Source organism: Candidatus Dadabacteria bacterium (assembly GCA_009840385.1).
GTDB lineage: Bacteria > Desulfobacterota_D > UBA1144 > Nemesobacterales > Nemesobacteraceae > Nemesobacter > Nemesobacter australis.
On the sequence record VXNX01000011.1, the window covers coordinates 1 to 22112 of the forward strand.

Sequence of the window (22112 nt, forward strand, 5' to 3'; positions counted from 1 at the left end):
ATTACTTTCTGAATACCTTTGTCAACAACTGAAATCCTCTGCGATATAAATCGCTGCTGCGTAAGTCCTAAAACTAATGATGAAGATTCAAAAATAAAAGAAATTGCTGTTAAGACTTCTGATAATTGTCAATTTTATTATAGGAGCAAGTTTTCCAAATGAGTAACAAACAAATAGATTTCCTCCAGATCGGAGAGCAGAAAGGTTATATTAAGATCTTTAACGAAGGGACAACAATTCACTATGTTGCTCCCGATAAGAAATATAAATTTACTGACCCTGAGGAACAGGTCCGAGCGCGGTACTATGTTGAGTTGATTGAGCGGTATCAATATCCTGAAAATAGGATTGATCTGGAAGTGTCTGTTCCAGGGCGAACTCCGTACGTTTTCGCTGACGTTGTGGTTTTCCGAGATAATGACAAGAAAGATCCGTTCATTGTCGTTGAGTGCAAAAAAGACGAAACTTCTGAAGCAGAATTCAGCCAGGCAGTTGACCAGGCTTTTGGTAACTGTAACGCTTTACGTGGAGAATATACGGCTGTTATTGCAGGCAATACGCGACGTTTTTTTAATGTCAAAGATTTTGCACAAGGAGAAAGGGATCAGAATGTCATCGCGGATATTCCGGTCAGATATGGTAAGATCCAGGAGTGGCGGTATAAAAAAGATGATGAAGATTGGGATATACAAGCAGTTGGACGGAGAGATCTTATCCGTGTTCTTGATAAATGCCACAATACACTTCGGAATTCAGGGCAACTTGCCCCAGCCGAGGCGTTTGATGAACTTTCTAAGATTTTATTTATCAAACTTCGAGATGAAAAAAAACCGAGGCGGGCCGGTAATCCTTACAATTTCCAGATTAAAACGCATGAAACTCCGAATTCGGTTGCGGATCGGATTAAAGTATTGTATCAGGAAGCAAAAGCGCAAGACCCAGAAGTCTTTACGAGAGAAATTGATATTGATGACAGAACGGTCTTTTCAGTCGTTAATCACTTGCAAGGCATTAACCTCAACGCAACTGAGTTGGACGTGAAAGGACTTGCATTCGAGCGGTTCTTAGGAAGTTATTTCAGGGGTGATATGGGACAATATTTCACACCACGTGAGTTAGTTGAGTTCATAATCAAAATGATTGAACCGCACCATGAGGAACGAATTCTTGACCCCGCGTGTGGATCGGGGGGTTTTTTGTTATATGCGATGGAGCACATCCAGAGACAGGCATCCGAATTTTACGATGAAGAAAGCCATGAACACCGTTCTCACTGGCACGATTTCGCCAGAGATAAGTTGTTTGGGATTGAAGTGAATGATGCAATCGCTCGCGTGGCCAAAATGAATATGATCCTCCATGATGATGGACATAGTAATGTCATTGGTAGCGATGCCCTCATCGGCTTTAATAAAATTCATGACCAGCACAGAGATTTTGAAAAAGAGGAATTTGATATAATCCTTACCAATCCGCCCTTTGGTGCTGTGGTCAAAAAGGAAGAATCAGATTATCTTGATGATTACGAACTCGGAAAACGGAGAAATTCTCAAAAGACAGAAATTCTATTTCTTGAACGCTGCTTTGATTTTCTCAAGTGGGAAACAGGTAAACTCGCAATTATCTTGCCTGATGGGATTCTAAACAATTCGTCTTTGCAATATGTCCGGGATTATATTGAACAGCGGTTCAAAATTCTCGCTGTTGTTTCGCTGCCACGGTTTGCTTTCAAGTATTATGAGGCAGGTGTGAAACCCTCTATTCTATTGCTCCAAAAGTTTTCGGAAACGGAATATAGCCTCTATCAAGCCAATATAAACCGGATCACAGGGGAGAATGAGGCAGTTTATATCCCACGGGTTGAAGAACTTGAGGATGAGAAGAGCAAGGTTATTGGTGAGCGGGGCTGTCCCGCGCAAGTCGCAGTGACAGATCTCTATCAGCCCCAATTTCGAGGGATTTTGGATAACATTGAAGACCTGAATCGTAAATTGGGAAAAAGCCCAACACAAAAGTTTTTACGTTTGCGCGAGCGGTTTGTTCGGGACACACCACTCAAAGATTCATCAGAATTTGAACTTATCCACAAGAAATCGGCAAATGCGCAACTTAAGACACAAAAAAAAGATCTCGATGTGCTGGAGAAGGAATACAAGACGGAATTTAAAGCGGCTGCTGACTCAGAATGGGAAAGCGAAATCAAAGCGGAATACAAGGAAAAGATTGACACCATAAAAGAGGAGTTGGCAGATAAAAATGGGGAAGATATCCGCGAGTGGGTGCAAGAAAACGCCAATCATCCCATCTTTATGGCAGTAGCTGAGCGTATCGGCTATGACGCAACAGGACGAAAGGACAGTGTTAACGACCTTGACATGATCTACGAGGAATATCGAAGGTTCATAAGCACGGAAGTCCTGGATTTTTTCGGGTAAGCCCTGATAGGGAAAACCAAATTTTCCTCACCTATCGGGGCGAAACAATTAATCAGCGGATTGATTCCTACTATTACCAACCAAAATTTAAGGCTATTATGCAAACGGTGGGAAAGGTTCAATTTGATGTGATGAATTTGGGAACCTTAATAAGGGACCTTTCCAGTGGAGCCACACCAAAGGTTGATGAAAATTACTATACAGATGCCTCTGGTGTACCGTTTTTAAGAGTCCAAAATGTTACGGAATATGGAATTGATCTGAGTGATGCAAAATTTATCACGACAGAAGTACATAACAGTATGCTCAGACGGTCTAAACTTAAAAAGGACGATTTGGCATTTACAATAACAGGACGCATCGGAAGTGTTGCAGTTATACCTGATAACTTTGAGGGAAATATAAACCAGCATTCTGTTCGGTTTCAACTCAACTCCCAATTTGCAAACATCACTAGCCCACGTTACATAGCTGCTTTTCTTAATTCAACTTTAGGTCGATCTTTGTCAATTCGAGAAATAACGGGTGGAACTCGCCCCGCACTTGATTATAAAGCCTTGCGTTCCCTCAAAGTTATCCTGCCAGCACTGAGCATCCAAAATGACATCATTGAGATTATGCAAGCCGCTTATACGGCAAAAAAGCAGAAGGATCAGGAGGCGGACGCAATTTTAGATTCAATTGATGACTATATGCTGGCAGAGTTGGGCGTTGAGATACCAATCACTGAAGAAAAAAGGTGTTTTGTAGTTTATACTGGTGAAACAGCGGGCAGGCGTATTGATTCCTTCTACTATCAAGAACACTATAAAGTTTTGCAAAATCTATTAAACGGCTTAGATAATGTAGAAAGTCTTATTGGTTTGTTGCAGTTAATAGGAAGCGGAATGCGTCCAGAAGGCGGAGTTGCCAATATAGAATCTGGCGTTTTAAGTTTCGGTGGTGAACATATAAATAATCAGTGCGAGATAGAAGTCAGCACGCCGAGATACGTTCCATGGGAATTCCATTATCTACATAACAAAACAGAAACGCAACTGAATGATCTCCTTTTAGTAAAAGATGGCGCGACTACCGGAAAAATTGGAATCGTCAGTAATCCAACACATATAGGACAGAATATAAATGAGCATCTGTTCTTACTGAGAACAAGGGATAATGTAAACCCTGTCTACCTGCTTAACTTTTTGAATTCGTGTCTTGGTCAGTTACAAATACAAAGAGAGATAACCGGAGGTACAGTTACTGGGATAACAAAAGGTGTTGTGAGGAGATTAAAGATAATAATGCCTGACGAAGAAAAACAGACTGAAATTGTCAACCATATTACCGAAATTCGCGGCTATGCAAAACGTTTACAACAAGAAGGCGATGCCATTGTGGAAGAAGCGAAAGAGAGAGTCGAGCGGATTCTACTGTCGGAAGCGTAAGGATATTTTGGATCATATCCCTTCTTGGGTGAATGGTGTATCTAAAACCGCAATTGAAGGTTTTAGCAATAGATTGATGGGACTGGTAGAAGGAGAGTAGGTTGAACAGAATTTTTGTACTGCCACCGGAAATTCGGGCCACTCTCTAAACCAAGATTGTCGTTCTTGAGGCACTTAGCGGCGAAAGTTCACATCATCTATGTCGCTCTGCTCATGGATGTCTTCACCCGAATGATCAAAGCCTGGAGAACCTCTGAGTTAGCACTTGAACCAATCTCTGATGCTCAAACCGCTCCAAGAAGCGTTGGGTTTCCAAAGCGTTCCAGAGATCCACCACTCTGATCAAGGCGTGCAGTATCTTTCAAGTGCTTATATCTCGACTCTCAGGTGTCATGGGATTGAGGTTTCATTAGCACACAGAGGAGACCGTCCTTGGGAGAATGGTTATGCTGAACGCCTCATCCGAACTCTCAAGGAGGCAGAAGTTCATCTCAACGACTATCAGAACATCCATGAAGCGAGAGATCGTATCGGTCATTTTATCACACAGGTGTATCACCAAAAACGCCCGCATTCGGCGTTAGGGGATCTGACACCTATGGAATTTCAAAGACAAACCTTCTCTTAACTTTGCGAAATTGTGGTCTGAATAAACGTTGGCACTACATGTCATTGCTTTCTGAAGATCTCATAATGGATGCCGATTCAATGTAGTGATTATCCATCAATTCTTCGTACTCTCTGCTAATAAAATAAAAACGTGCCTGCTCATCCTGAGGCATTTGTTCTACATCCTCACCAGATATATGACGAAGATCTACTGCCTGATTTCTGCATAGCACTATAAGTCTGATTATACATAATTGTCTCCACGATAATGACTCTATTACTTTAAAATATGAAAAAGCAGTTGCTTCATCTATATTAGAATTAGATGTACCACAAACATTTACCCAGAATTTAGCAATGTGCACACTTTTTCTTTCCTGAGAGTCGTTGATAATCTCTTTTATGGTTTTCTCCAATAATTGAAGTGGAATGTGACGATTAGATACTTCATTTTCAGCGAACCAATCATTTCTCCATGTGTCGCCTTGAGCGACTTTTTCGTCCATATATTTTGACATCAACTTCACACTACGTTCAACACGCTCTTTTACACACCTCATAAGGTAGTTAAAAGTCAATTTAGCCGTTTGGGTAGCAATTACCTTTGGTAATTCTTCCGAAACCAATTTTTCCATATCCACTATTATTACTCCTTTTCAGATTTGGTTTGTGGTTCACAACTAATAATATTGTAGTGATTCATGGCAAAACCTGCATTTACGCTAACTCACCTCAGGCTGATTACGGAAATCAACTATCCGAAGAAGATGTCCTGCCAAAATTATCACTTCAACTGCTTCTTCCGCGGTAAATTCTGCATTTCGGTGACTACTGGGGTTTTTATATGCCCCGATCCCACCTGCAAACAGGTCTGATCGTGCTTGTCTTTCTGTGGGGGGTTGATTTAAGTCAGTTAACTTACCTCTGTCGACATGGAACGCCTTACGCATTAGGTCAGTTCCGTAGTCTGTTGCCTCATAGCCTCCTGCCTCTCGGACGGCGATTTCAACCTGTTTGAATGCCTGAAAAACAGCAGTATCGTAATCACCTTGAAAAAAAATAGGTAAAACCTTTTGTTGTAATATAGGGTGATTAGGTATCAGCTTAGCTTCTAAAACTTTAGGAGTTTCAGTTGACGTATCACCATATGGAACAGATATTTTTTGATGAAATGACCCACCTGGAAGATTTATATGTTGCCAACGAACTGTTTCACCGTTTTTGATGCTCCATGCAGACCACCAAAGCGATCGAATTTCATCGTCTTCTGTAGTGGAATATTTGTTTGTATGAACTTGAGCAATTATCGCTCTTTTTTCATTACTCATTTACTTTCCTCTATCATAGGGTTTGAGTTGAAAGTGTTTCTGTACTGCCATCGGAAATTTGGGGCACTGTCTCAATTTCCGATGGCAGTACGTTTCCAGGGTTATGAATCTAAAATATTTCCCTTGTCTGTGTTCAAGAACTTGTGGCAGAAGTGTCTTGGCCACGGTTTGCCCAGTTTCTCAAAGAAAACTTTAGATTTCCGGCCTGAGGGATGTTCTTTCTTGTAGTAAAACACCTTCTCGCCACAGTAGCGACAATGAGTCGGATAGGTTATAGATTTCGGGTCGTTAAAGCCGTTTCTTTTCTTGAATTTGTTGTAAAGCATTGTTTCCTCCAACTTTTATTGGGCAAACGACACCTCGAGTGTCCTGTCTGCCCAACTTGAGTGAAAAAGTGGTTAAAATGACCGTCAATGTTTTTTATATCTCGATAATATCACCTGATTTACAGAGTGGACCCCGCGCTAAAGCTAAAATTGATGGTTGATGGCCCACCGCGAGGTTAACCGTAGCGGGTTACGCGAATTAATCGCGGATTATATATGCACTTAACCGGTTAACTAGATCTAATTCGATTTTTAATTTGACATCTAGTCGAATTAGTGTTATAATTATTATCGAGAGTAACATTAACGGTCCTGGTTAAGCTATTAAAGCTAACAAATGAGGACAGTTTAAAGTACTGCCCCCGCCAGGGGAGTAACTCTCACTATAGGAGTGCAAGCTGAGCACGTGGGCATACCTATCGGATCAGGAAGTCAGGAAGCCGATTTAGGCATTAAATCTGATACAACAATGCCCTTAGAAGCAAAAGCGCGTCGCCTTGCCTCTCCTTATTGCTTAGAACCTCTCTCATAAATACGATTCGGCAAAATCACCTATTTATGAGACGGTTTGTAGATCGTTGGTGGCGTAAGCGTTTGGAATCGCCTACGCCACCTTTATGTTACTTGCATTATAACACATTTTAAAGGCTTTGTCAAATTTTTCTTGGGGATGCCCAGAATCACAGGCTATACGCACATTCGCATCGTGTGGTGGCCCTCCGATGTGGCAGGAAAATCTGTCCTTTTGGCTGCTAACCTTTTTATTTCCCGACCAAATACCCAATAATCACGTTTCCGTTGCCATCGTCTTTCTCGTCGTTGTAAGTGAAAACGTCCGGGCGATCGTAGTTATCAAAAACATGCTGATCTACGAGGAAGATGATACCAGGCTCTGGATCGGGTACCCCCTCGACGTGTGCAATGTCCTTGAGGATAGGGACCTGCAAACATTGGTAGGACGCGCCGAACTCGATGTGTAGGTGGTCTCCGGTCATTTTTTGCGTCCATCGCACGATCGCAGGCTCACGCGTCGGTTCGAGGTATAGCCGTTCGGTGCCCAGTGCCAGGATGATACCGGTGTTGGTCAAGTTTCTGATTCTCATGATATTCCGGGAGCGATTGCTCGCCCCCGTCTCCTTGTTAATAGTTATCGATTGCTAATCGGAGTTGGTGAACCGATTATCCGAATAGATGAACTGATCAGCGATTTTGATGAGTTCCGCCTGCATATCCGCGGGTATCCATTCTGCGACGGTCTCGGCATTGAATTCAGCGATACGGATTTCTCGACGGCCTCCCTCCACCTTGATAACGAGTTCTGTGATGCGTTCTGTGAGTCTGAGCGCGTCAATTATTCGCAGTGGCTCCGGCATCGCTTGCATCCACTCGGTATCTGCGTGAATGTCTGCGGTGGCAGCCTTGAAATGACGGATGTCTGCGGTCAGGGTTTCATCGGTAATCGCGGGCGTAGGTTCGGTGAACTCGCGGGTCCTATCGCTGGGGTGACCGAACCGTTCATCAAACCGGTTGCAGAACGCAACTTCGCTGACATTGCGCGGGTATTCGGAAAGCGCAGTGAACATCTCCTTGCGGGCATCTGCCCATGCCTGTTCCAGTGCCTTGCGGTCCTGCCGGGCTTTATCGGAAAACTTCGCTTTGAAGGTCAGCACCCACTCTTCTTTCATTTCAATATCTGCACAGATGTCGGAAAATGTCTGCTGGACGCTCATAAGCGCGTCTTCTGTCGTTGCGCTGTGTCGATCGTCGAAATCGAAGCCGTCAAACCGTTGCTTGACAACCTTTTGGAATTCCTTGAGACACGCCTTACGGGCAGGTGAGTAGGTATTGCCGGGCGTGGGACTCAGATTCTCATCAAAGGCACGGATGACCTCATCGTGTAAGTGAGCGCACTGCTGACGGGCTCTACTGATGAGGTCGGTTTGACGCTGGAGTTCCTTACACCGAGCGATCACCTCTGGGTCCTCGCCTGCTATCCAGTTATAGATATTTTGGAGTTGTCCCCTTTTGAGTTTATGGGGTATGTCGCTGTCTTGGATGTTATACCGTTGACAGACATACGCCCTGAAGGTTTCAAACTGGAAACCGTTCCGATCCAGGTAACGGGTGCCGTCTGAACGTTGGTCGAAGAGGGCAGCGGTTTTGATCTCCTGCCAAAGTTCAAAGCGTTCCTCGTTTGTCAGTTCCTTCGGTTTCTGACGGACAGCAACGGTTTCGCCCGCCTCGTTCTCACGATGCGGATCGGCAATGACTTCCTTCAATCGTTCAAACCGATCCGGTGAAACACCTAATTCCTGCACTGCGGACATCCCTTCGTCAATTAACGATTCCGCCTCCTTACGCCAGCGGCGGACGGTGCCTTCAGAGACTTTCCATGAATTCGCCAATGAAACGCTGGTTTTCCGCAGGTATTTCGGCAGGAGCAGGAGTTGGGTACAGGCGGAGCGGCGCTCCTGCTCGGTGAACGCCAAGCCGATGCCGGGGTTCGAGGCAACGTCAAACTGGAAGTTGTCCAGCGACATCATCTCGATCCATTCTTCTTCGGTGCCGTCGTGGACTTCCGCGAAAATGCGGTCTATCTCTGCTGCAATTGCGGCTTTCCTGCGGTGGTGTCCACACGCCATGAGATAGGGCTTATCGGTTTCAACAGGGATGTTCGCTGCCTTGAAAACGATGACCGGGTATTTGCGCAGGTAACCGTTTTGGCGCATGGATTCCGCGAGGCTCTCAATATGTCCAGGGTTCTCTTTCCGGTTATTGACGACCCAAACATCTTCAATCGCGGCGGGTTTGATCCACATAGTTTCCATCATTGCATTATAGGGGACAGTCGCCTGCCCCGTCTCCTTTTCTATAAAACTACATAAGCGATCCAGCCGATAATGAAGATCGAGAGGATGCTGAGAATCTCGCCAAGAGTTTCAAGCAGGAGCGAGGTGACCTCGCCTCTACAGGTGGACGGGCGAGGCGACCTCGCCCCTACGAATGTTTGGATCGATCGGTTGGCAGGTTCAATCAAGAAACTGCTGCGTTTGACTTGAAGTTTACGCATTTTTGACTTTACGCGCCGCTTGCAGTATAATTGCAAATGGCGCACTCCTCCTTAATTGGCGTTAGGGTTGGTTTGTTGTCATGGGCGGTGTTGGCGCACTGCCCTTTCTCTGTACGGGTTGGGAAACTTAGGGGAAATACCCTATCAAAAACACCCCTACTGTCTCGGTTCGCCTTCGTGGTTGCCGGTCTGTAGAGCGGACTCCCACTGGTAGCGTTTCGCCCAGGTATTGATACGACGACGGTTGAGTTCCAGTGCGTTGACGACTTCGGTGACGGCTTTTTTCGGGGTGTGTCCGTCCGTGCGCGCTGTCTTGTATATCTCGAACGCTTGTTCGACTAACCCACCGGCATCGCGGATAATATCGCGAGTCGGTTTGCGAGCGAAAGCGCGCGTCCCTGTGAAATGGAGGGCATCAAGTGCGGCGTGCCATTCGGGGCGTCGCACCCATCCATAAACGGTTTTGATTTTCACGTCCGTCACGTGCGCTAACACCTGTGCTGTGCAGTCGGGTGTCTTCGCGAAGTGGAACGCCGCGACGTGAAGTCTAATGAGGTTTGCGAGTTTCAAAATGTCTCCTTTCTTGGATTGTGCCGCGGACACTGGGGACCGCGGCGGTTAGATTACGGGTTAATATCGGTGGTTCTTTGGATACTTTTTGAAGATGGTGATCAATGTCCTAATGATAAACGCTACCATCTTGAGAATGAAAATGAGAAACCTTTTCATGCGTTTTTCCTTTCAGCGATGAGATTTGCCGCTCTCGTTATCGAGATGTAGTCATCTATTTCTTCAATGCCGAGGACGGTTTCGAGTTCAGCGGATTTGACCATCCACCGCCTATTCACAAGCCCGTGCGGGATTCCGTTGCTATTGAGAACCCGGACAGCTTTTAGAAAGTGTTCGCCTTCCGCTTCGCTTTCAAAAACGGCTACGATATACCCATCCAGCGTCACACCGTACCAGTGCCGGAGCAGATGAAATTTAAGTTTATCGTTCCAGACCTGCTTAATCATATTTCAATGTCTTTCTCCTTCTGCTGCTATTCGTTTCGCAAGCGTTTGGATCGCTTCGTGGTAGTCCAATCTGCTGACGTTTGGCACGCCCCGCTTTTTGAGCAAGGCGCGCACGTTCGCAAGGTTCTGTTTTTCCACGGTGCGCATTGCCCCTTTCGGTGGGTGTTTGCGCAGGTAAAAGTTGAGTATCACGATGTTCACCCTCTCCACACCGAATTCTGATAGACCCAAGCCACTGCATCACCGAGGTCGGTGATAGCGGCGGGGATCGGACGCGTCAGTTTGAAAGCACTGTGAACGACGTTGACGGAATAGCGACCCTGATTGTAGTTGAGCCACGCGACGACGGGGGCGCGTTGGGAGCGGTAGGTTCTGTGTCGATCGTCGAGGAACATACCGGTGTTAACGCGTGTCGATTGCCACCCCAACCCCTGAATCTTACCGTCGGTGTTTGCTGCTTCGCGTGCTTCCGGTGCAGCGTGGTTGGCTTCAAACGCCTGTTTCGCGGCACGACTCACGAAAACGACCCAGACGGGTTTTTTACCGGGCAGTCCGAGTTGGTCAGCGGGGTATTTTGCGGGGGCGTATTGCTTACAAAGTGTCCGGCTCTTGTCGACGCGCCACGCGTCCCAGAATTCTGGCGTGGCGATGGCGTAGTGCTGGTCATTGAATTTGAGGTTGAACGCGGTTCTGATCTGGTGTTCCCGTTCACGCTGTCTGTGCCGGTACCACATGAACATCGGTGGTTTCCTTCTCATGCGACACCGCCTTTCCCCATCAGCGTGTCCACTTCAGCGAGTAGCATTTTCAGGGAGGGTTCCTGATTTTCGATCAGTTGGAAGGTGTGTTGATCGAAGCCGTTCAGCCGGTATGCTAACCCGCCTTGCGTGTAGAGTTCCCGCAGGGCATCAAGCAGGGTTTGCTGATTGAATTTCATTTTGTAGTGGGTCGTCGCGACGAAAAGGATTTCGTCGAGAATCAGCCAACCGCTGTGGTTGTCCGAGGCGTGCATGAACCGGATGACTTCCAAGAGCGTGGGCGGTGCTTCCGCAGGAGAGGGAACACTGCTTTTCTCGGTCGTGGACGTTGGCGGCGTATCGGGTTTGGGTGTCCGATCGGCAGCAGGGGAAACCTCTTGCGGGGTTTCCGGTTCAAAGAGGGACGGAGACCCGGTTTCACGGGGTGCTTTGACGTGCCGAGTTGGGAATCCGCCGCGCGGTGTGATTTCAAGGGTGCGGGTGCCTGTTGCACCGAAAAGCGTGATTGTCAATTTTTTCATCGGTTTCCCCTTTACCACGTGTTGTTGTAGGTGCTGATGCTTTTGCTTCCACATCCGCCCCAGGGTTTGATTGCGTTACACACTTTGCACCGTGACCAGCGCAACTGGTGATACGGCTTTATCTTGTCGGGTGCTGGTGGCGGGACCGGTGAACCGCATCGGGAATAGCCGTTGCCGTTTGGGGAGAGCCATACCCACTGTCCATCGTGCCAATGCCATGTGCCGAAGGCGTAATGCTTTCGCCATGCGTCTGCAAGCATTTCAGCGGTTGGGGTATTAGGGGAATTCTGATCTTTCATGAGAAACCTCTTGATTTTATGGCGAGGCTTCTGATAAAATAAAAAAGCCAAGCCAAAGTTGGTTCTTAGGTTTTTGGTTCGGGGGGCGCTGCAACGCCCCTCACACTGTTACTTAATATTATACCAGGTTTTTAGGGAAATGTCAAATTAAAATGCATAATTTTTTAGGAAAAATCGCCAAATTCACCGATTTTTGATGTTTTTTTACAAAAAAAGCGTGAAGAACGACTCTTTTTATTCTGTGATATGATGTAAATTGAGAGGAATTAGCGGCAAAATCGCGAGAAAACGCGCGCCGCGGTAAGCAGCGCAGGATTACAGGTGTTGACGTATTTCTGACGTTTTTTCTTTTTTCCGTGCCAGATTCCCAAACCCAGTCGCGAGTGAACCGAAAACCTGCCCGCAACAACGGCGCGGGCAGTCCAGAGGCCCATGCAAGCGAACGCGACCCACCGCAAATGCCCCAGACCCCGCCCAATCTGAACCGAAAACCGCCACAAACTACACACTTACTTGACCAACGCTTTTTGAAAACCGCCCCCACAGGCGACAGACACAGTGCCGAGAGACAATGCTTGATATGGCTCTGCCAACACGATTCAGCGAACGCTGACCCGAACCAATCCCTTGAATCGGAGCGAAAACGGTTAAGCGACCGATGGCGTTGGGGTGAGTAGGTGGCAGGTGTGGGTATCTACGAACGTGCGGGGCGGATAGACGCGGGTGGCTTCTCTGGAGAGATATGTGAGCAGCGCGGGGCATTGGCGCATGGCAAACGCTTCTGTGCGGGCTTTGCTATTGGCACGGGATGCGAAGAAACGCAAGAATAGCGGGAGGTGTGGGGAACTTTGCTATTGACACTCCCCGCCTTGCGGTTCTATTTTGCCACAGTGCCAGTGAAACGCCTGCGGTGAAATCAAACGGATCGTCGCTGAGAGAAAAAGCAGTCCCGCTGCCGACCGTTCCTGCACCTGACAGGGCGTGTGGGTGGGTTATTCCAAGAGGGGTTCGAGAATAAGGGTGCTGCGTTCTCCGGTGGCGGTGCTTCTGTGTGAGCGTTTGTGAGTGCCGTTGGGGAGGCAGGTCCAGTTACCACCGGTGCCCTGGAGTCGAAATCTTTTCACGAGGGTGAGCTTGATGGATTTCAGAGTATACCCCTCAAGCGTACCGGTGTCGTGCGCGATGACTCCGCCCTCGCGATTGTAACATGTGTGCGTGTATCGGAAGTGGAGGGGATTTTTCATGCTATCCACGGCAGTTTATTCCAGAGACGGGCCCACCAGTTGCGCATCAGGAGGCGCGTGAGTTTCTCTTCACAGGTGTCGAATTTGGATTTCACTTCTTCCGCCTGTGCTTTGAAGCGATTGCGTTCATTTTTCAGCGATTCGGCGCGTTCATAGCATTTATTGTATGCATCTGTTTCGGCGTGTAGGAGCCTCTCGAATTCGTCACGCTGTTCGGTGCGTTCGGTTTTCTCGCGTTCCAGCTGCTCACATTTCTCGTTGAGTTCGGCAATGCGTTGCTTGATGTGCCCGATCGTGTCGGGGACACCGAGGGCGGAGGCGATCTCTTTGATGCGATCGGTGTGTTTGACGGTGAGTTGCTCTTTCTCGGATGCCAAGCCGTCGCGCTGCTCTTTGAGTTTGGCGGCGCGCTGTTCTTCGGCGAAGATGTCCCGTTCTGCCTGGGCGTGTGCCTGCGTGAGTCGCTTGTTCTCTTTGTGGACGTTGAAGCCTTCAATTTTGTCTTCCACGGCGGTCTCAATGAATTTCGCTCTGGAGATACCGTTTTCCTGGGCGTGTGCGTCGAGATGTTGACGCACTTTCAGAGCCACATCACAAGATATTCTCACTTTCTTCATTTGGGTTGCTCCTTTCGTTAATTAACGATGCCTAATAGAAGGCACAAACTGGAAAGTTTGTGCTACAAAGAGATACTACGGTCGACCGACGGTCGATGTGTGTTATCCTCAGTCGCCACGGTTGCACGATTCAATCAGAGAGGGTGATGTACCCTGGAGTGGATACGGTGAATTTTGATGCTTATGCTGCTGACGGACTTCATCTTCACACCGCGGGCAGTACAGGGTTATCACCTCACCGCCAGGATCGGAGGTTGCGGTGTAGGGGACTTTGCCGTGCTTGGGGCATCTGATAGTAATATCGTGAAAAGTAACTTTCATTTGCCTCCGTTTTTTACTTGATAAAAAACTCATAAAATGTTATACTAATTAAATCTCACTGGTGGACACGCTAAGACCTACCGCATGGTAGGTTGTCCACCACCTACTTAGCGGGGGTTAAAAAGTGAGACAGTGAGATACTCCAATGGGCTACATCTATAAAATCACCAATACTATCAACGATAAATCTTACATTGGCATCTCCATCCATCCGCCTGGAAAAGGTAGAATAAGAAACCATCTTTCGGGGTATGGCAACTGTATCATTTCCAACGCTGTGAAAAAGTATGGTAGAGACGCATTCACGTATGAAATCCTTGAGAACAATATCTTCCCTGAACTCTTGCCTGATCTTGAGATAGCGTATATCAAGAAGTATCAAACCATTACCCCTTTGGGTTATAACCTGACACATGGGGGTGAGGGCACACTTGGCTATAGATTTTCTGCTGAACAACGACGCAGACTTTCTGAAACCCGTAAGGGAGAAAAAAATAGTTTTTTTGGTAAAAAGCACTCTCCTGAAACTCGCCTCAAAATCGGAGAAGCCGGTAAAGGGAGAAAGCATACCACTGAAACCCGCCTCAAAATCGGAGAAGCCGGTAAAGGGAGAAAGCATACCACTGAAACTCGTCGGCGAATATCTGAAGCACAAAAAGGGAAATCCTCACCCAATAAAGGGAAAACACGTTCTGCCAAAACATGTGGGAAAATATCCAAAACAAAAGGGAAGGCATTTGAAAAACGTTTGGGAATGCCTCTCCTTGCCTTTCATATCAGAATAAATTTGTTCTTGCGAGCGCGGTGGTCATTTCGCCGTATTGCAAAAGGGCTTAGAATACCTTCCTCGACTGTTCACAAATACAAAGACATCGCCTCACTTCTTAAAAAGACCTAAGATACCATTCTCCTATGTATACTTTTTCCGAATTTTTATACATATCGTGCTGGATATGTATATTTTCTTTATATGAACGGTGCCTTTCATGATCTTTTATCCTGTAATTTCCAGAGAAACTCCATAAAAAGCCGGAACCACTGCTGGATATCAATCTCCCAATTGCGTTGCTGGGCGCGTTTATATCTATAGTTCATTGTCATCATCCTTGGAAAAATAGACGTAAACACACAAGCAGATAAGACCGATCCCGAGGACGAGGTAGATGCCATAGTGTTCCGCCATGAATGCGAGTTTCGCTTTTTCGAGCTGCCACCAGTCGTTGAAAAGTTTCATAGTAACAGGAAACCTTGTTGTGCGGCGTACATACCGCTTCGGTTGATGATAATCTTATCGTTCTGCGGTTCGATGGTGAGGAGCGAGAGTTCGGAACCCTCGTAGGCGAGGAGTGCTGCGACCTTTCTTTCACCCCTTTTAGTCTTGCTTGACGATCTGTAAAAAGCCTTCCAGTCCTCGGGTTCTCCAATCTTTGAGTCGATAGGCTTCGCGTTTCGCGACGACAGCGAAGTAGTATTTTGCGTTACGTTTAGGTCGCCAGTAATCAAACCGGAAGTCGACGGTTATATCTCCGTTCCCGGCACCGTACCCGCCTTGTCCGGGTGCGAAATCAACGATAACATCGTCTGTATTCTCCATAATTTGACGGAGTTGGACTTCGAGGGTTCTGGTTTCCGCTTCGCCTTGAAGGGTGATATCGAAATGCAGGTCGATGTTGTAGAGTCCATCCGGGAATTGAATCACTTCATTCTCGGTGCGTTGTGTGTTGGCAACTGCGGTGATGTCGCTGTTGGTTTCGTCAACGATGTCGGTGAATATGAGTGGGATGCTATTGCCGCCGAACTCGTGTTCATCAATCTGACCAGAGAAGCCGATGGCGTAAGCCTGCCCCTTCGTAACGAACGGATGGTGAACACCGCCGCCCATGAATCTGTCATCTTGATTCTTCAAGATTCCTATCGTAATAGGATTCCCGATGTTTGTTCGACCTTTGAGGTACACAAAAGCGACAGATGCGCTGCTGCCGTAATACCCGCTGACAATTCCACCCTGTATCATCTGTTTTTCCTTCTATCCGTGAACGTCATGTTTTGCGATGACGACTTCCGCCCCAGCGTTTGCGGTCATGAGCCGGTACTCGTAGTCTCTGACGAGCCTGACATCAAGGACATCCCCTGCTGCGGTGAGTTTGATCTCTCGACCGTTGAATTTGGCGGTGTTCCAGGTCGTCGTGCCGCAGGGTCGTACTTGCAGGACGACTGCGTCTGAAGCATAGGTTGTGCAGAGGAGTTGGTATTCGCCCGCCCAGTCTTTGCCGAGGATTTGGGTATCAGGCGTCCGCGTTTCTGTGCTGAGTAGGATCGTATGTGCCATTTTTTTAATTTTCCTTGCGGTTCGGTCAGGAGGGTTGGGATATTCTCGTTCCATTCCGTATGTCTGCGGATTGTTGCAGGCTACGGTCTATGCATATAAGTATACTTGATGCGATCGTCCGCGCTGGCGTGAATTCAGCAGGACATGATGCCGATTTACAATAAGAAAACAATATATTTCAAGAGAAAGCGTCTGAACTGTGATTGACTGTGGTGAGTTATGATAGACTGTGAGGGGAGACTGTGATTTAGCGGTAGGTTTCCGGCGCGTCAACTTCATAAACGAGGAGTGTGACGATCCATTTGAAAACGCCGACGAGGAAGGGATGGCTGCTGCAGGAATGGATCTGCGTTTCGCCTTCGGGTTCGATGGGATCTGTCCAGTCGTGCCACTCCAGGATTTTGAATGGCACAAAGTAGAAGTCGAGGCATTCTGTGAATTCGGGGATGCTTGGGTTCTCGACGAGATGGATGGCGCGCTGGCGTGCTTCGGTGATGTCGGCTGCTGGAAAGCTTTCACGGTGAAGGCAGGTTGAGAATCGGACGTTTGGATGGTCGGGCGGTATTTTCGGTGCGGTCGTGATGCCGACACGTCGGACGGAGATGTCTGCTTTATAGTGTTTCATCTTTTAAACTTTCCTTAACGTGCAATGAATCGCACGACTACGAACAGGAGACTTGTGATTTCCTATGCTACAAGATGCACAACCTAACAGGTTATGCTACGAAAGAGGCACGCAAACTGGAAAGTTTGCGCTACGAGTCAGTTTTCAGTTAAGTTTCTGAATCCTGCTATTTTTCGCCCCAAACGGTTTTATTGGCGTGGATGTATTCCTCGTCAGGAATACCGAGTGCCTCGCGTTCTTTCTCGGAGAGGACGAAGGTTGTTTGATGCTTTTTGTAAAACTCCGCGAAATGTGTCGTGATGAGATGCGAGAAGTCGTAGGGCAGCCCAGTGATAATCTCACGGGTATCCCACATCCCGATGAGGTGTCCTATGTTCTGGAATTGGAACCCGCAGTATCGAGACCCCTGTCTGAACACCGCATCCTTTTGAAAATCGAACCATTTCCAGGTCCAGTAGACTTGGACGTTGCCTTCGGGGTAAAGCGCGCCGACGCAGGTGGTCGTGCCTTGGAAGTTGCGTCCGTAGATGGGAGTGCGGAATTTGTTTTCGTTTCGGAGTTTGATTTCGTTCATGTGGGCCATCCAATTTCTGCGTGTCGTGCGCGTTTGGTTTCTATGTCCTCGTTTGCCATCCTGTCCGATCCTTTCGTTGGTATCCTTCATTTTCGATGTAGATAATTTTTTGAGAATCCCGAAGTTGGCGAAGCGCAATTTTTGTCTCTTGAAACTTTGATCGAATCGCTTGTGCAATCACACGCGTGCCCTTCGGTGTCGTTTCTGTGCTGAGATACGCTAAGATCCTCTCTTTAATATCTGGAGCGTTCATCTTCTGCTTCGGTTTCGGTTTTTGTTTCGATGCAAATTGATTCTCACTTTTAGAGGGGTTATCTATGTGTATCATGATGTCATTGAGTAGCAGCTCAAGCGTTGATGTTCTGCGTTCGAGACGTTCCACTTTTCGCGCCAGTGCATCGGGAGTCTCACACTCAGGATTTTCCTCGATAGGTGCTGCCTCGTTGCTAAGCGTATCGGGGGATTGCGTTTGGTGATTTGACATGTTGTTTGGTTTCCCTTCAAAGATGTGTTTTGGCAACTCGTATCCTGTGTCCTGCGTGCTTTTAACGATGTTAGCGATCTCATCGCCCCAAATGCCCTGAATCACATAGATGACCCCATCGGGATGCCCGGCATTCTGTCTGAGTAATTTCGCATATCGGAAACCAGCGTCGTGTAATCGGACGTGTAGGATTTGCTGAGGTGTTAAATCTATCATAAAATGTGGGTCCAGCGGTTTTATAGCGTTCTCCTCATAAGTAGACGGGGTTAGTGTACGGGCGAGGTGACCTCGCCTCTACCCTTTAAACTACCTATGATTTCTCACATGCATACGCGCTCAAGGCACCGCTGGGGGAGCCGAACCTTCTTTCTTTTAGGCGGGAATTTAACCCCTGCTTCTACAATCCGTAGCACCCACTAAACTACGATTGAGAGTTCTATAAATGCGCAAATAGGTTGGGCGACCTAGAGGACGCAAACTAAAAGTTTGCGCTACAAGGAACCTCCCTTATCAGAGGACGCAAACTGGAAAGTTTGCGCTACAGTTCAATTCATCGCGATATTGAGCTGCGCGGCCATCAATTCCTGCATGGCGTAGTTGAATTGCTCTATACTGGAGAACTGCATGTTGCAGAGTCTGGGGTATTCTTTGCGAGCATAACTGGACTCTATCATGACAGAATCCGCGAGGTTATGGGCGTGTTGTTGGGTCTTGAGCAACCAGAGCGCGATGAGTGCATCAGTGCTGAGGTGTTTCCATTCAAGTGCCCATTCCGTGAAGTAGTTATTCACTTCGGAGGCACTATATTTCAGGATAGAGGCATCGAGGTGCCAGTTGGATTCGGTTTCATTGAAGAAATAGGCGGCGACGTTTGTGTTCCGCTTTTTATAGTCTTCGCCATAGACGGCGGTGTTGGCAGTGTGTAAATAGTGTGCGCGTTTAGAAGCCTCTATGAGTGCACCTGCGATGCGTTTCCGTTGCTTTGGGGAATCGCCACCGGTGAGATGCACGGGTTTTGACATACCGACCCAGGTATCTTTTAAATAGATATTGTTTGCGGAATTGAAGCTGTAGTTTGCGGCTGCCCAGTTCCATGTGTGTCGTAGGACGTGTCCGAAGGGGAGTTTGATGTCGGCTTCATGGCGTTTACCGATACCACGGAACGCCCAATAGTTAACATCAAGGAGACAGACGGAATCGTACCTGTGTCCGTAATTTCCAAAGAGGATGAGCGGTTGATTGCTTTCGGGGTCTTTCGTGATGAGGGTGCCGGGTGGCAGATCGATCTTCTTGAGTGCGGTTCTGATGCGTTCCTGGGTGCCGTCCTCACAAGCGATATAGAGATGCACGCCTTTCATCACGATGTCGGTGTTATTGATAAGCCCGGCGAGTGTCCAGGGAAGCATCTTCTCTTGCCACTCGATGTCGGCGGCGTTGATCTCAATCACGAGTGCGGTGTGTGAAGCCGGAATGTGCGGGACCTGGTATTCAAGCGGGCACTCCGGGAGTCGTGTACGTAGGTCATTCATATTTTAATTATTCCTTAAGCAAGTCGGGTAAAATGTGCGTAAGCAGGAAAAAGTTTGCGAGTGTACTAAAGTTTGCAAGTTCGGAAGTTCGAATTTATGTTTGGAACATCCAAGTGCCTCTTGCAACTTTACAGACTTTAGGCACTTTAGGAGACTTTGAAACTTTCTTTCCTCTATCCCTCCTCGAAAAGCAGTTGACGCAGTGATTCCAGGGCTTTTTCTGAGCGTTGATGTGTGTCCCCGATAATCTCTTTCAGTTTATTGCGGTCTATTCGCTCGCCCAACGTCTCTAATGCGCCATTGATGCCTTTGAGGGTCCCCACCGTGAATGCGAGTTCAGAGAGCACGCAGGCGAACGTGTGTTTATCAATTGTGATTTTGTCCATCAGTTGCCTCGGTTTGGTAGCATGGTGCCGTCCTGGATGGTAAAGGTGGCTTCCTGTTGGAAGGGTATCATCAGCGCGCCTTCGTTTTCTGGATCTGATGATATGACTCTCAAAGAAATACGAAAAAAACTCTATGCTGAATTTTCAGAAGTTGACAAAAGCACTATCCGACGTTGGGTGCGACAATGGGAAACCGAGAAAACTTAATCCATCCTGTCTTTTTCGGGGGTCTATCACTCTATTATCTCTTCCTCTATGCCGGGAATAAGGTGTGCAAGGTGGTTCACACATGCGGATTTAAGTTGCCGGAGTTGCTCGGGTGTGAGGTTATCGACAACGAACCGGTTGGGGTTTGGCGAGTCCTGTAGCATTGCGATGACTTTCCCGACTGCGATCACAGTCTGTGTGAGAAGTGAGTTATCCGTTTTTGCTTGCTTCTTTGCCAGATGTGCTTTGACTTTCCCTGGTAGCACGGGTTCATATTCTTCAGCGACATCCATTCTATTTTTCATTCCGATTCCTTCCTTTAGGCAATATCCTTGCCTTCAACACCGCGTGCTTTGCGTTCTGTTGTTCGCATTTCCAAGGTAGACCGCGCGAAATCCACACCGTGCTGTGCTTTCACACTCCAATGTGATGGGAAGGGACCGGACTGAAAACATTCAAGCCGATGCCCAACGATTGCCAAATACGCCTCGTTTGTGGATCCGTTCACGCCATTGTCAGCGATGGGCCCCTTCTGAAAAGAAACAGTATTCAACACTTCGCCAGTCTCTCTGTTGAGAATCTCGTATGTGTGGTGTGCACCACCGGCACCTTTTTCGTCTGTTACGATAACTGTGATGTAATCGTCGTGATAAATCTCTTCTCGCATTTCTGTAAAATCTCCTTTTTTGGGGAATGCACAAACTAAAAGTTTGTGCTACAGGTGAGTATCTCCGAATTAGTATCTCCGAAAAAATCTATTTAACTCGCGGTCAATGGCTCTGCGGATAACAGAGAGTTCTGAAACACCTTTCGCCCGTGCGATCTCTTTGATATCTCTCCGCTGCTCGGGTGTAAAAAACTGGCGTTCCTCTTTCGCTTCTTCCTGTTCTGCGTACTGGTCGACTGCGCGTCGCATGATTTCAGCTTTGAGGAGTCCGGTTTTCTTACTCTGTTCGTCGATCCATTCGTTCTGCTGTTGGGTGAGTGTAAAGGTAGTGCGTTCGAGTTTAGGCATTCAGTGTGTGTGCTCCATGGGCAGGCGATGACAATTAGTCTTTTTATAGTGTATTATTTTATCATAAGCAATATAGATTTTCAAGTGTTTAATAGTTTTCAGTTATCAGTTACAAGAGATTTTTGGTAACAATCGACGGATTTCCCTGCCTCTGACCACTTTTTTCCTATTTTATTGTGTATGTATTGTAAATCAGCATATCGGGATGTTGAATGTAGTTTCAGGGGTTAGGTTTAGCAGCGTATACTATTCATCAAGTTCCGATTGCCATCTGCGTGTCCATCGTTGAATAGTCCCTCAACAGATGTTTGGAAACTGAACTGAGTCAAATATAGAGTGATGTTTTTGTGGGACATAGGTGGTGTTTTCGTGGTACGTAGATGTTACTTACGCGTCTATAGGAGTCGTTCCTGATGCACAAACAACTTAACAAAATTCTCGAAATTCTGAATTCGGGCGAAAGATCGATGGAAGAGATTCGTGAAAACCTCGGTGTTTCTATAAACACAGCACGAAAATATGTCAACCTTCTCATTGCAGAGGAGAAGGTTGTAAGCGCGCGGAAAGGGAAATACGATCTCCATGAAGACTACAGACCCTTAACACCTTTAGAGAATAGGAAAATCATCAAGGATCTTATCCTTTTTCAAAGAGACACCCTCTCCATTTATCGCAAACGTTTAAACATCCTCCTCGGTCAGGAAAACCCGGATCCAGACGAAACACAAATGCTCTTAGACTGTATCAAAACATTAGCACTCTCAATAGATAGACTCCTAAAACGCTGGAATGTATTGACCCAAGGGTATGATAGCAACACACAACAAGCTTCGGAGGACGCAAAGCACAAGACCGTAGAACGTGAAAAACAAGACCTTGAAAATGCGCCGCCTGAGGATCAGCTCATAGAGGTTGGACACTTTCATTCGGAACTGAAAACGTTGTGGGACGCGTTACCGGAGGCAGAGAAAACATCTAAAACGGTGTGA

At 47.1% G+C, this 22112-nt stretch carries 24 protein-coding genes; 5 read left to right on the plus strand and 19 right to left on the minus strand.

Translation table 11 applies throughout. From position 1 onward, the window contains the following. The first annotated feature begins 158 nt into the window (after positions 1-158). From F4X55_04210 to F4X55_04220, 3 genes are all read left to right on the plus strand, one after another. On the plus strand, positions 159-2435 hold the full coding sequence (locus F4X55_04210; GenBank protein MYC40200.1) for an N-6 DNA methylase: 2277 nt from the start codon (positions 159-161) through the stop codon (positions 2433-2435). 98 nt (positions 2436-2533) lie between these two features. Next, entirely contained in the window at positions 2534-3865 is a 1332-nt protein-coding gene (locus F4X55_04215; GenBank protein ID MYC40201.1) for a hypothetical protein, read from the plus strand. A 265-nt stretch (positions 3866-4130) separates the two neighbouring features. After that, on the plus strand, positions 4131-4493 hold the full coding sequence (locus F4X55_04220) for a transposase (GenBank protein MYC40202.1): 363 nt from the start codon (positions 4131-4133) through the stop codon (positions 4491-4493). 34 nt (positions 4494-4527) lie between these two features. Here the strand turns inward: F4X55_04220 and F4X55_04225 are convergent, their stop codons facing one another. From F4X55_04225 to F4X55_04265, 9 genes are all read right to left on the minus strand, one after another. Beyond that, complete coding sequence (locus F4X55_04225) at positions 4528-5109, minus strand: hypothetical protein (GenBank protein ID MYC40203.1); 582 nt, start codon at positions 5107-5109, stop codon at positions 4528-4530. Positions 5110-5196: 87 nt separating this feature from the next. Beyond that, a complete protein-coding gene (locus tag F4X55_04230) occupies positions 5197-5802 on the minus strand; it encodes a TIGR02391 family protein (GenBank protein ID MYC40204.1) in 606 nt (201 codons plus the stop codon). Between the two features lie 1087 nt (positions 5803-6889). Next, positions 6890-7231, minus strand: a complete 342-nt coding sequence (locus tag F4X55_04235) for a hypothetical protein (GenBank protein MYC40205.1) — start codon at positions 7229-7231, stop codon at positions 6890-6892. A gap of 54 nt (positions 7232-7285) precedes the next feature. Continuing rightward, positions 7286-8959 carry a hypothetical protein gene (locus F4X55_04240; protein ID MYC40206.1) on the minus strand — a complete coding sequence of 558 codons (1674 nt, stop codon included), beginning with the start codon at positions 8957-8959 and terminating at the stop codon, positions 7286-7288. 395 nt (positions 8960-9354) lie between these two features. Beyond that, the gene (locus F4X55_04245; GenBank protein ID MYC40207.1) at positions 9355-9768 is read right to left on the minus strand and encodes a hypothetical protein; all 414 of its coding nucleotides are present in this window, start codon (positions 9766-9768) and stop codon (positions 9355-9357) included. A gap of 155 nt (positions 9769-9923) precedes the next feature. Then, positions 9924-10214: a hypothetical protein gene (locus F4X55_04250; GenBank protein ID MYC40208.1), complete on the minus strand. Its 291-nt coding sequence runs from the start codon at positions 10212-10214 to the stop codon at positions 9924-9926. A gap of 197 nt (positions 10215-10411) precedes the next feature. Next, positions 10412-10972 carry a hypothetical protein gene (locus F4X55_04255; protein ID MYC40209.1) on the minus strand — a complete coding sequence of 187 codons (561 nt, stop codon included), beginning with the start codon at positions 10970-10972 and terminating at the stop codon, positions 10412-10414. Further along, positions 10969-11493, minus strand: a complete 525-nt coding sequence (locus F4X55_04260; protein ID MYC40210.1) for a hypothetical protein — start codon at positions 11491-11493, stop codon at positions 10969-10971. Before F4X55_04260 ends, F4X55_04255 begins: the two co-directional genes overlap by 4 nt. Positions 11494-13032: 1539 nt before the next feature. Then, the gene (locus F4X55_04265; GenBank protein MYC40211.1) at positions 13033-13653 is read right to left on the minus strand and encodes a hypothetical protein; all 621 of its coding nucleotides are present in this window, start codon (positions 13651-13653) and stop codon (positions 13033-13035) included. A gap of 466 nt (positions 13654-14119) precedes the next feature. On the opposite strand from F4X55_04265, the gene F4X55_04270 reads away from it, so the two are divergent. Beyond that, positions 14120-14872, plus strand: a complete 753-nt coding sequence (locus F4X55_04270; GenBank protein ID MYC40212.1) for a hypothetical protein — start codon at positions 14120-14122, stop codon at positions 14870-14872. Between the two features lie 474 nt (positions 14873-15346). On the opposite strand, the gene F4X55_04275 is transcribed toward F4X55_04270, so the two are convergent. From F4X55_04275 to F4X55_04320, 10 genes are all read right to left on the minus strand, one after another. Beyond that, a complete protein-coding gene (locus F4X55_04275) occupies positions 15347-15988 on the minus strand; it encodes a hypothetical protein (GenBank protein ID MYC40213.1) in 642 nt (213 codons plus the stop codon). Positions 15989-16000: 12 nt separating this feature from the next. Further along, the gene (locus F4X55_04280) at positions 16001-16303 is read right to left on the minus strand and encodes a hypothetical protein (GenBank protein MYC40214.1); all 303 of its coding nucleotides are present in this window, start codon (positions 16301-16303) and stop codon (positions 16001-16003) included. Between the two features lie 247 nt (positions 16304-16550). After that, positions 16551-16928, minus strand: coding sequence for a hypothetical protein (locus F4X55_04285; protein MYC40215.1), 378 nt, complete (start codon positions 16926-16928; stop codon positions 16551-16553). A 166-nt stretch (positions 16929-17094) separates the two neighbouring features. Beyond that, positions 17095-17511: a hypothetical protein gene (locus F4X55_04290; protein ID MYC40216.1), complete on the minus strand. Its 417-nt coding sequence runs from the start codon at positions 17509-17511 to the stop codon at positions 17095-17097. 31 nt (positions 17512-17542) lie between these two features. Further along, entirely contained in the window at positions 17543-18202 is a 660-nt protein-coding gene (locus F4X55_04295; GenBank protein ID MYC40217.1) for a hypothetical protein, read from the minus strand. 329 nt (positions 18203-18531) lie between these two features. After that, positions 18532-19515, minus strand: a complete 984-nt coding sequence (locus F4X55_04300; GenBank protein ID MYC40218.1) for a hypothetical protein — start codon at positions 19513-19515, stop codon at positions 18532-18534. Positions 19516-19688: 173 nt separating this feature from the next. Next, the gene (locus F4X55_04305; protein MYC40219.1) at positions 19689-19901 is read right to left on the minus strand and encodes a hypothetical protein; all 213 of its coding nucleotides are present in this window, start codon (positions 19899-19901) and stop codon (positions 19689-19691) included. Positions 19902-20134: 233 nt separating this feature from the next. Continuing rightward, positions 20135-20413: a hypothetical protein gene (locus tag F4X55_04310; protein MYC40220.1), complete on the minus strand. Its 279-nt coding sequence runs from the start codon at positions 20411-20413 to the stop codon at positions 20135-20137. A 14-nt stretch (positions 20414-20427) separates the two neighbouring features. Further along, the gene (locus tag F4X55_04315) at positions 20428-20775 is read right to left on the minus strand and encodes a hypothetical protein (GenBank protein ID MYC40221.1); all 348 of its coding nucleotides are present in this window, start codon (positions 20773-20775) and stop codon (positions 20428-20430) included. A gap of 69 nt (positions 20776-20844) precedes the next feature. Continuing rightward, positions 20845-21123 (minus strand): hypothetical protein, encoded by a 279-nt coding sequence (locus F4X55_04320; GenBank protein MYC40222.1) that lies wholly within the window; start codon positions 21121-21123, stop codon positions 20845-20847. Between the two features lie 413 nt (positions 21124-21536). On the opposite strand from F4X55_04320, the gene F4X55_04325 reads away from it, so the two are divergent. Further along, on the plus strand, positions 21537-22112 hold the full coding sequence (locus F4X55_04325; protein ID MYC40223.1) for an HTH domain-containing protein: 576 nt from the start codon (positions 21537-21539) through the stop codon (positions 22110-22112).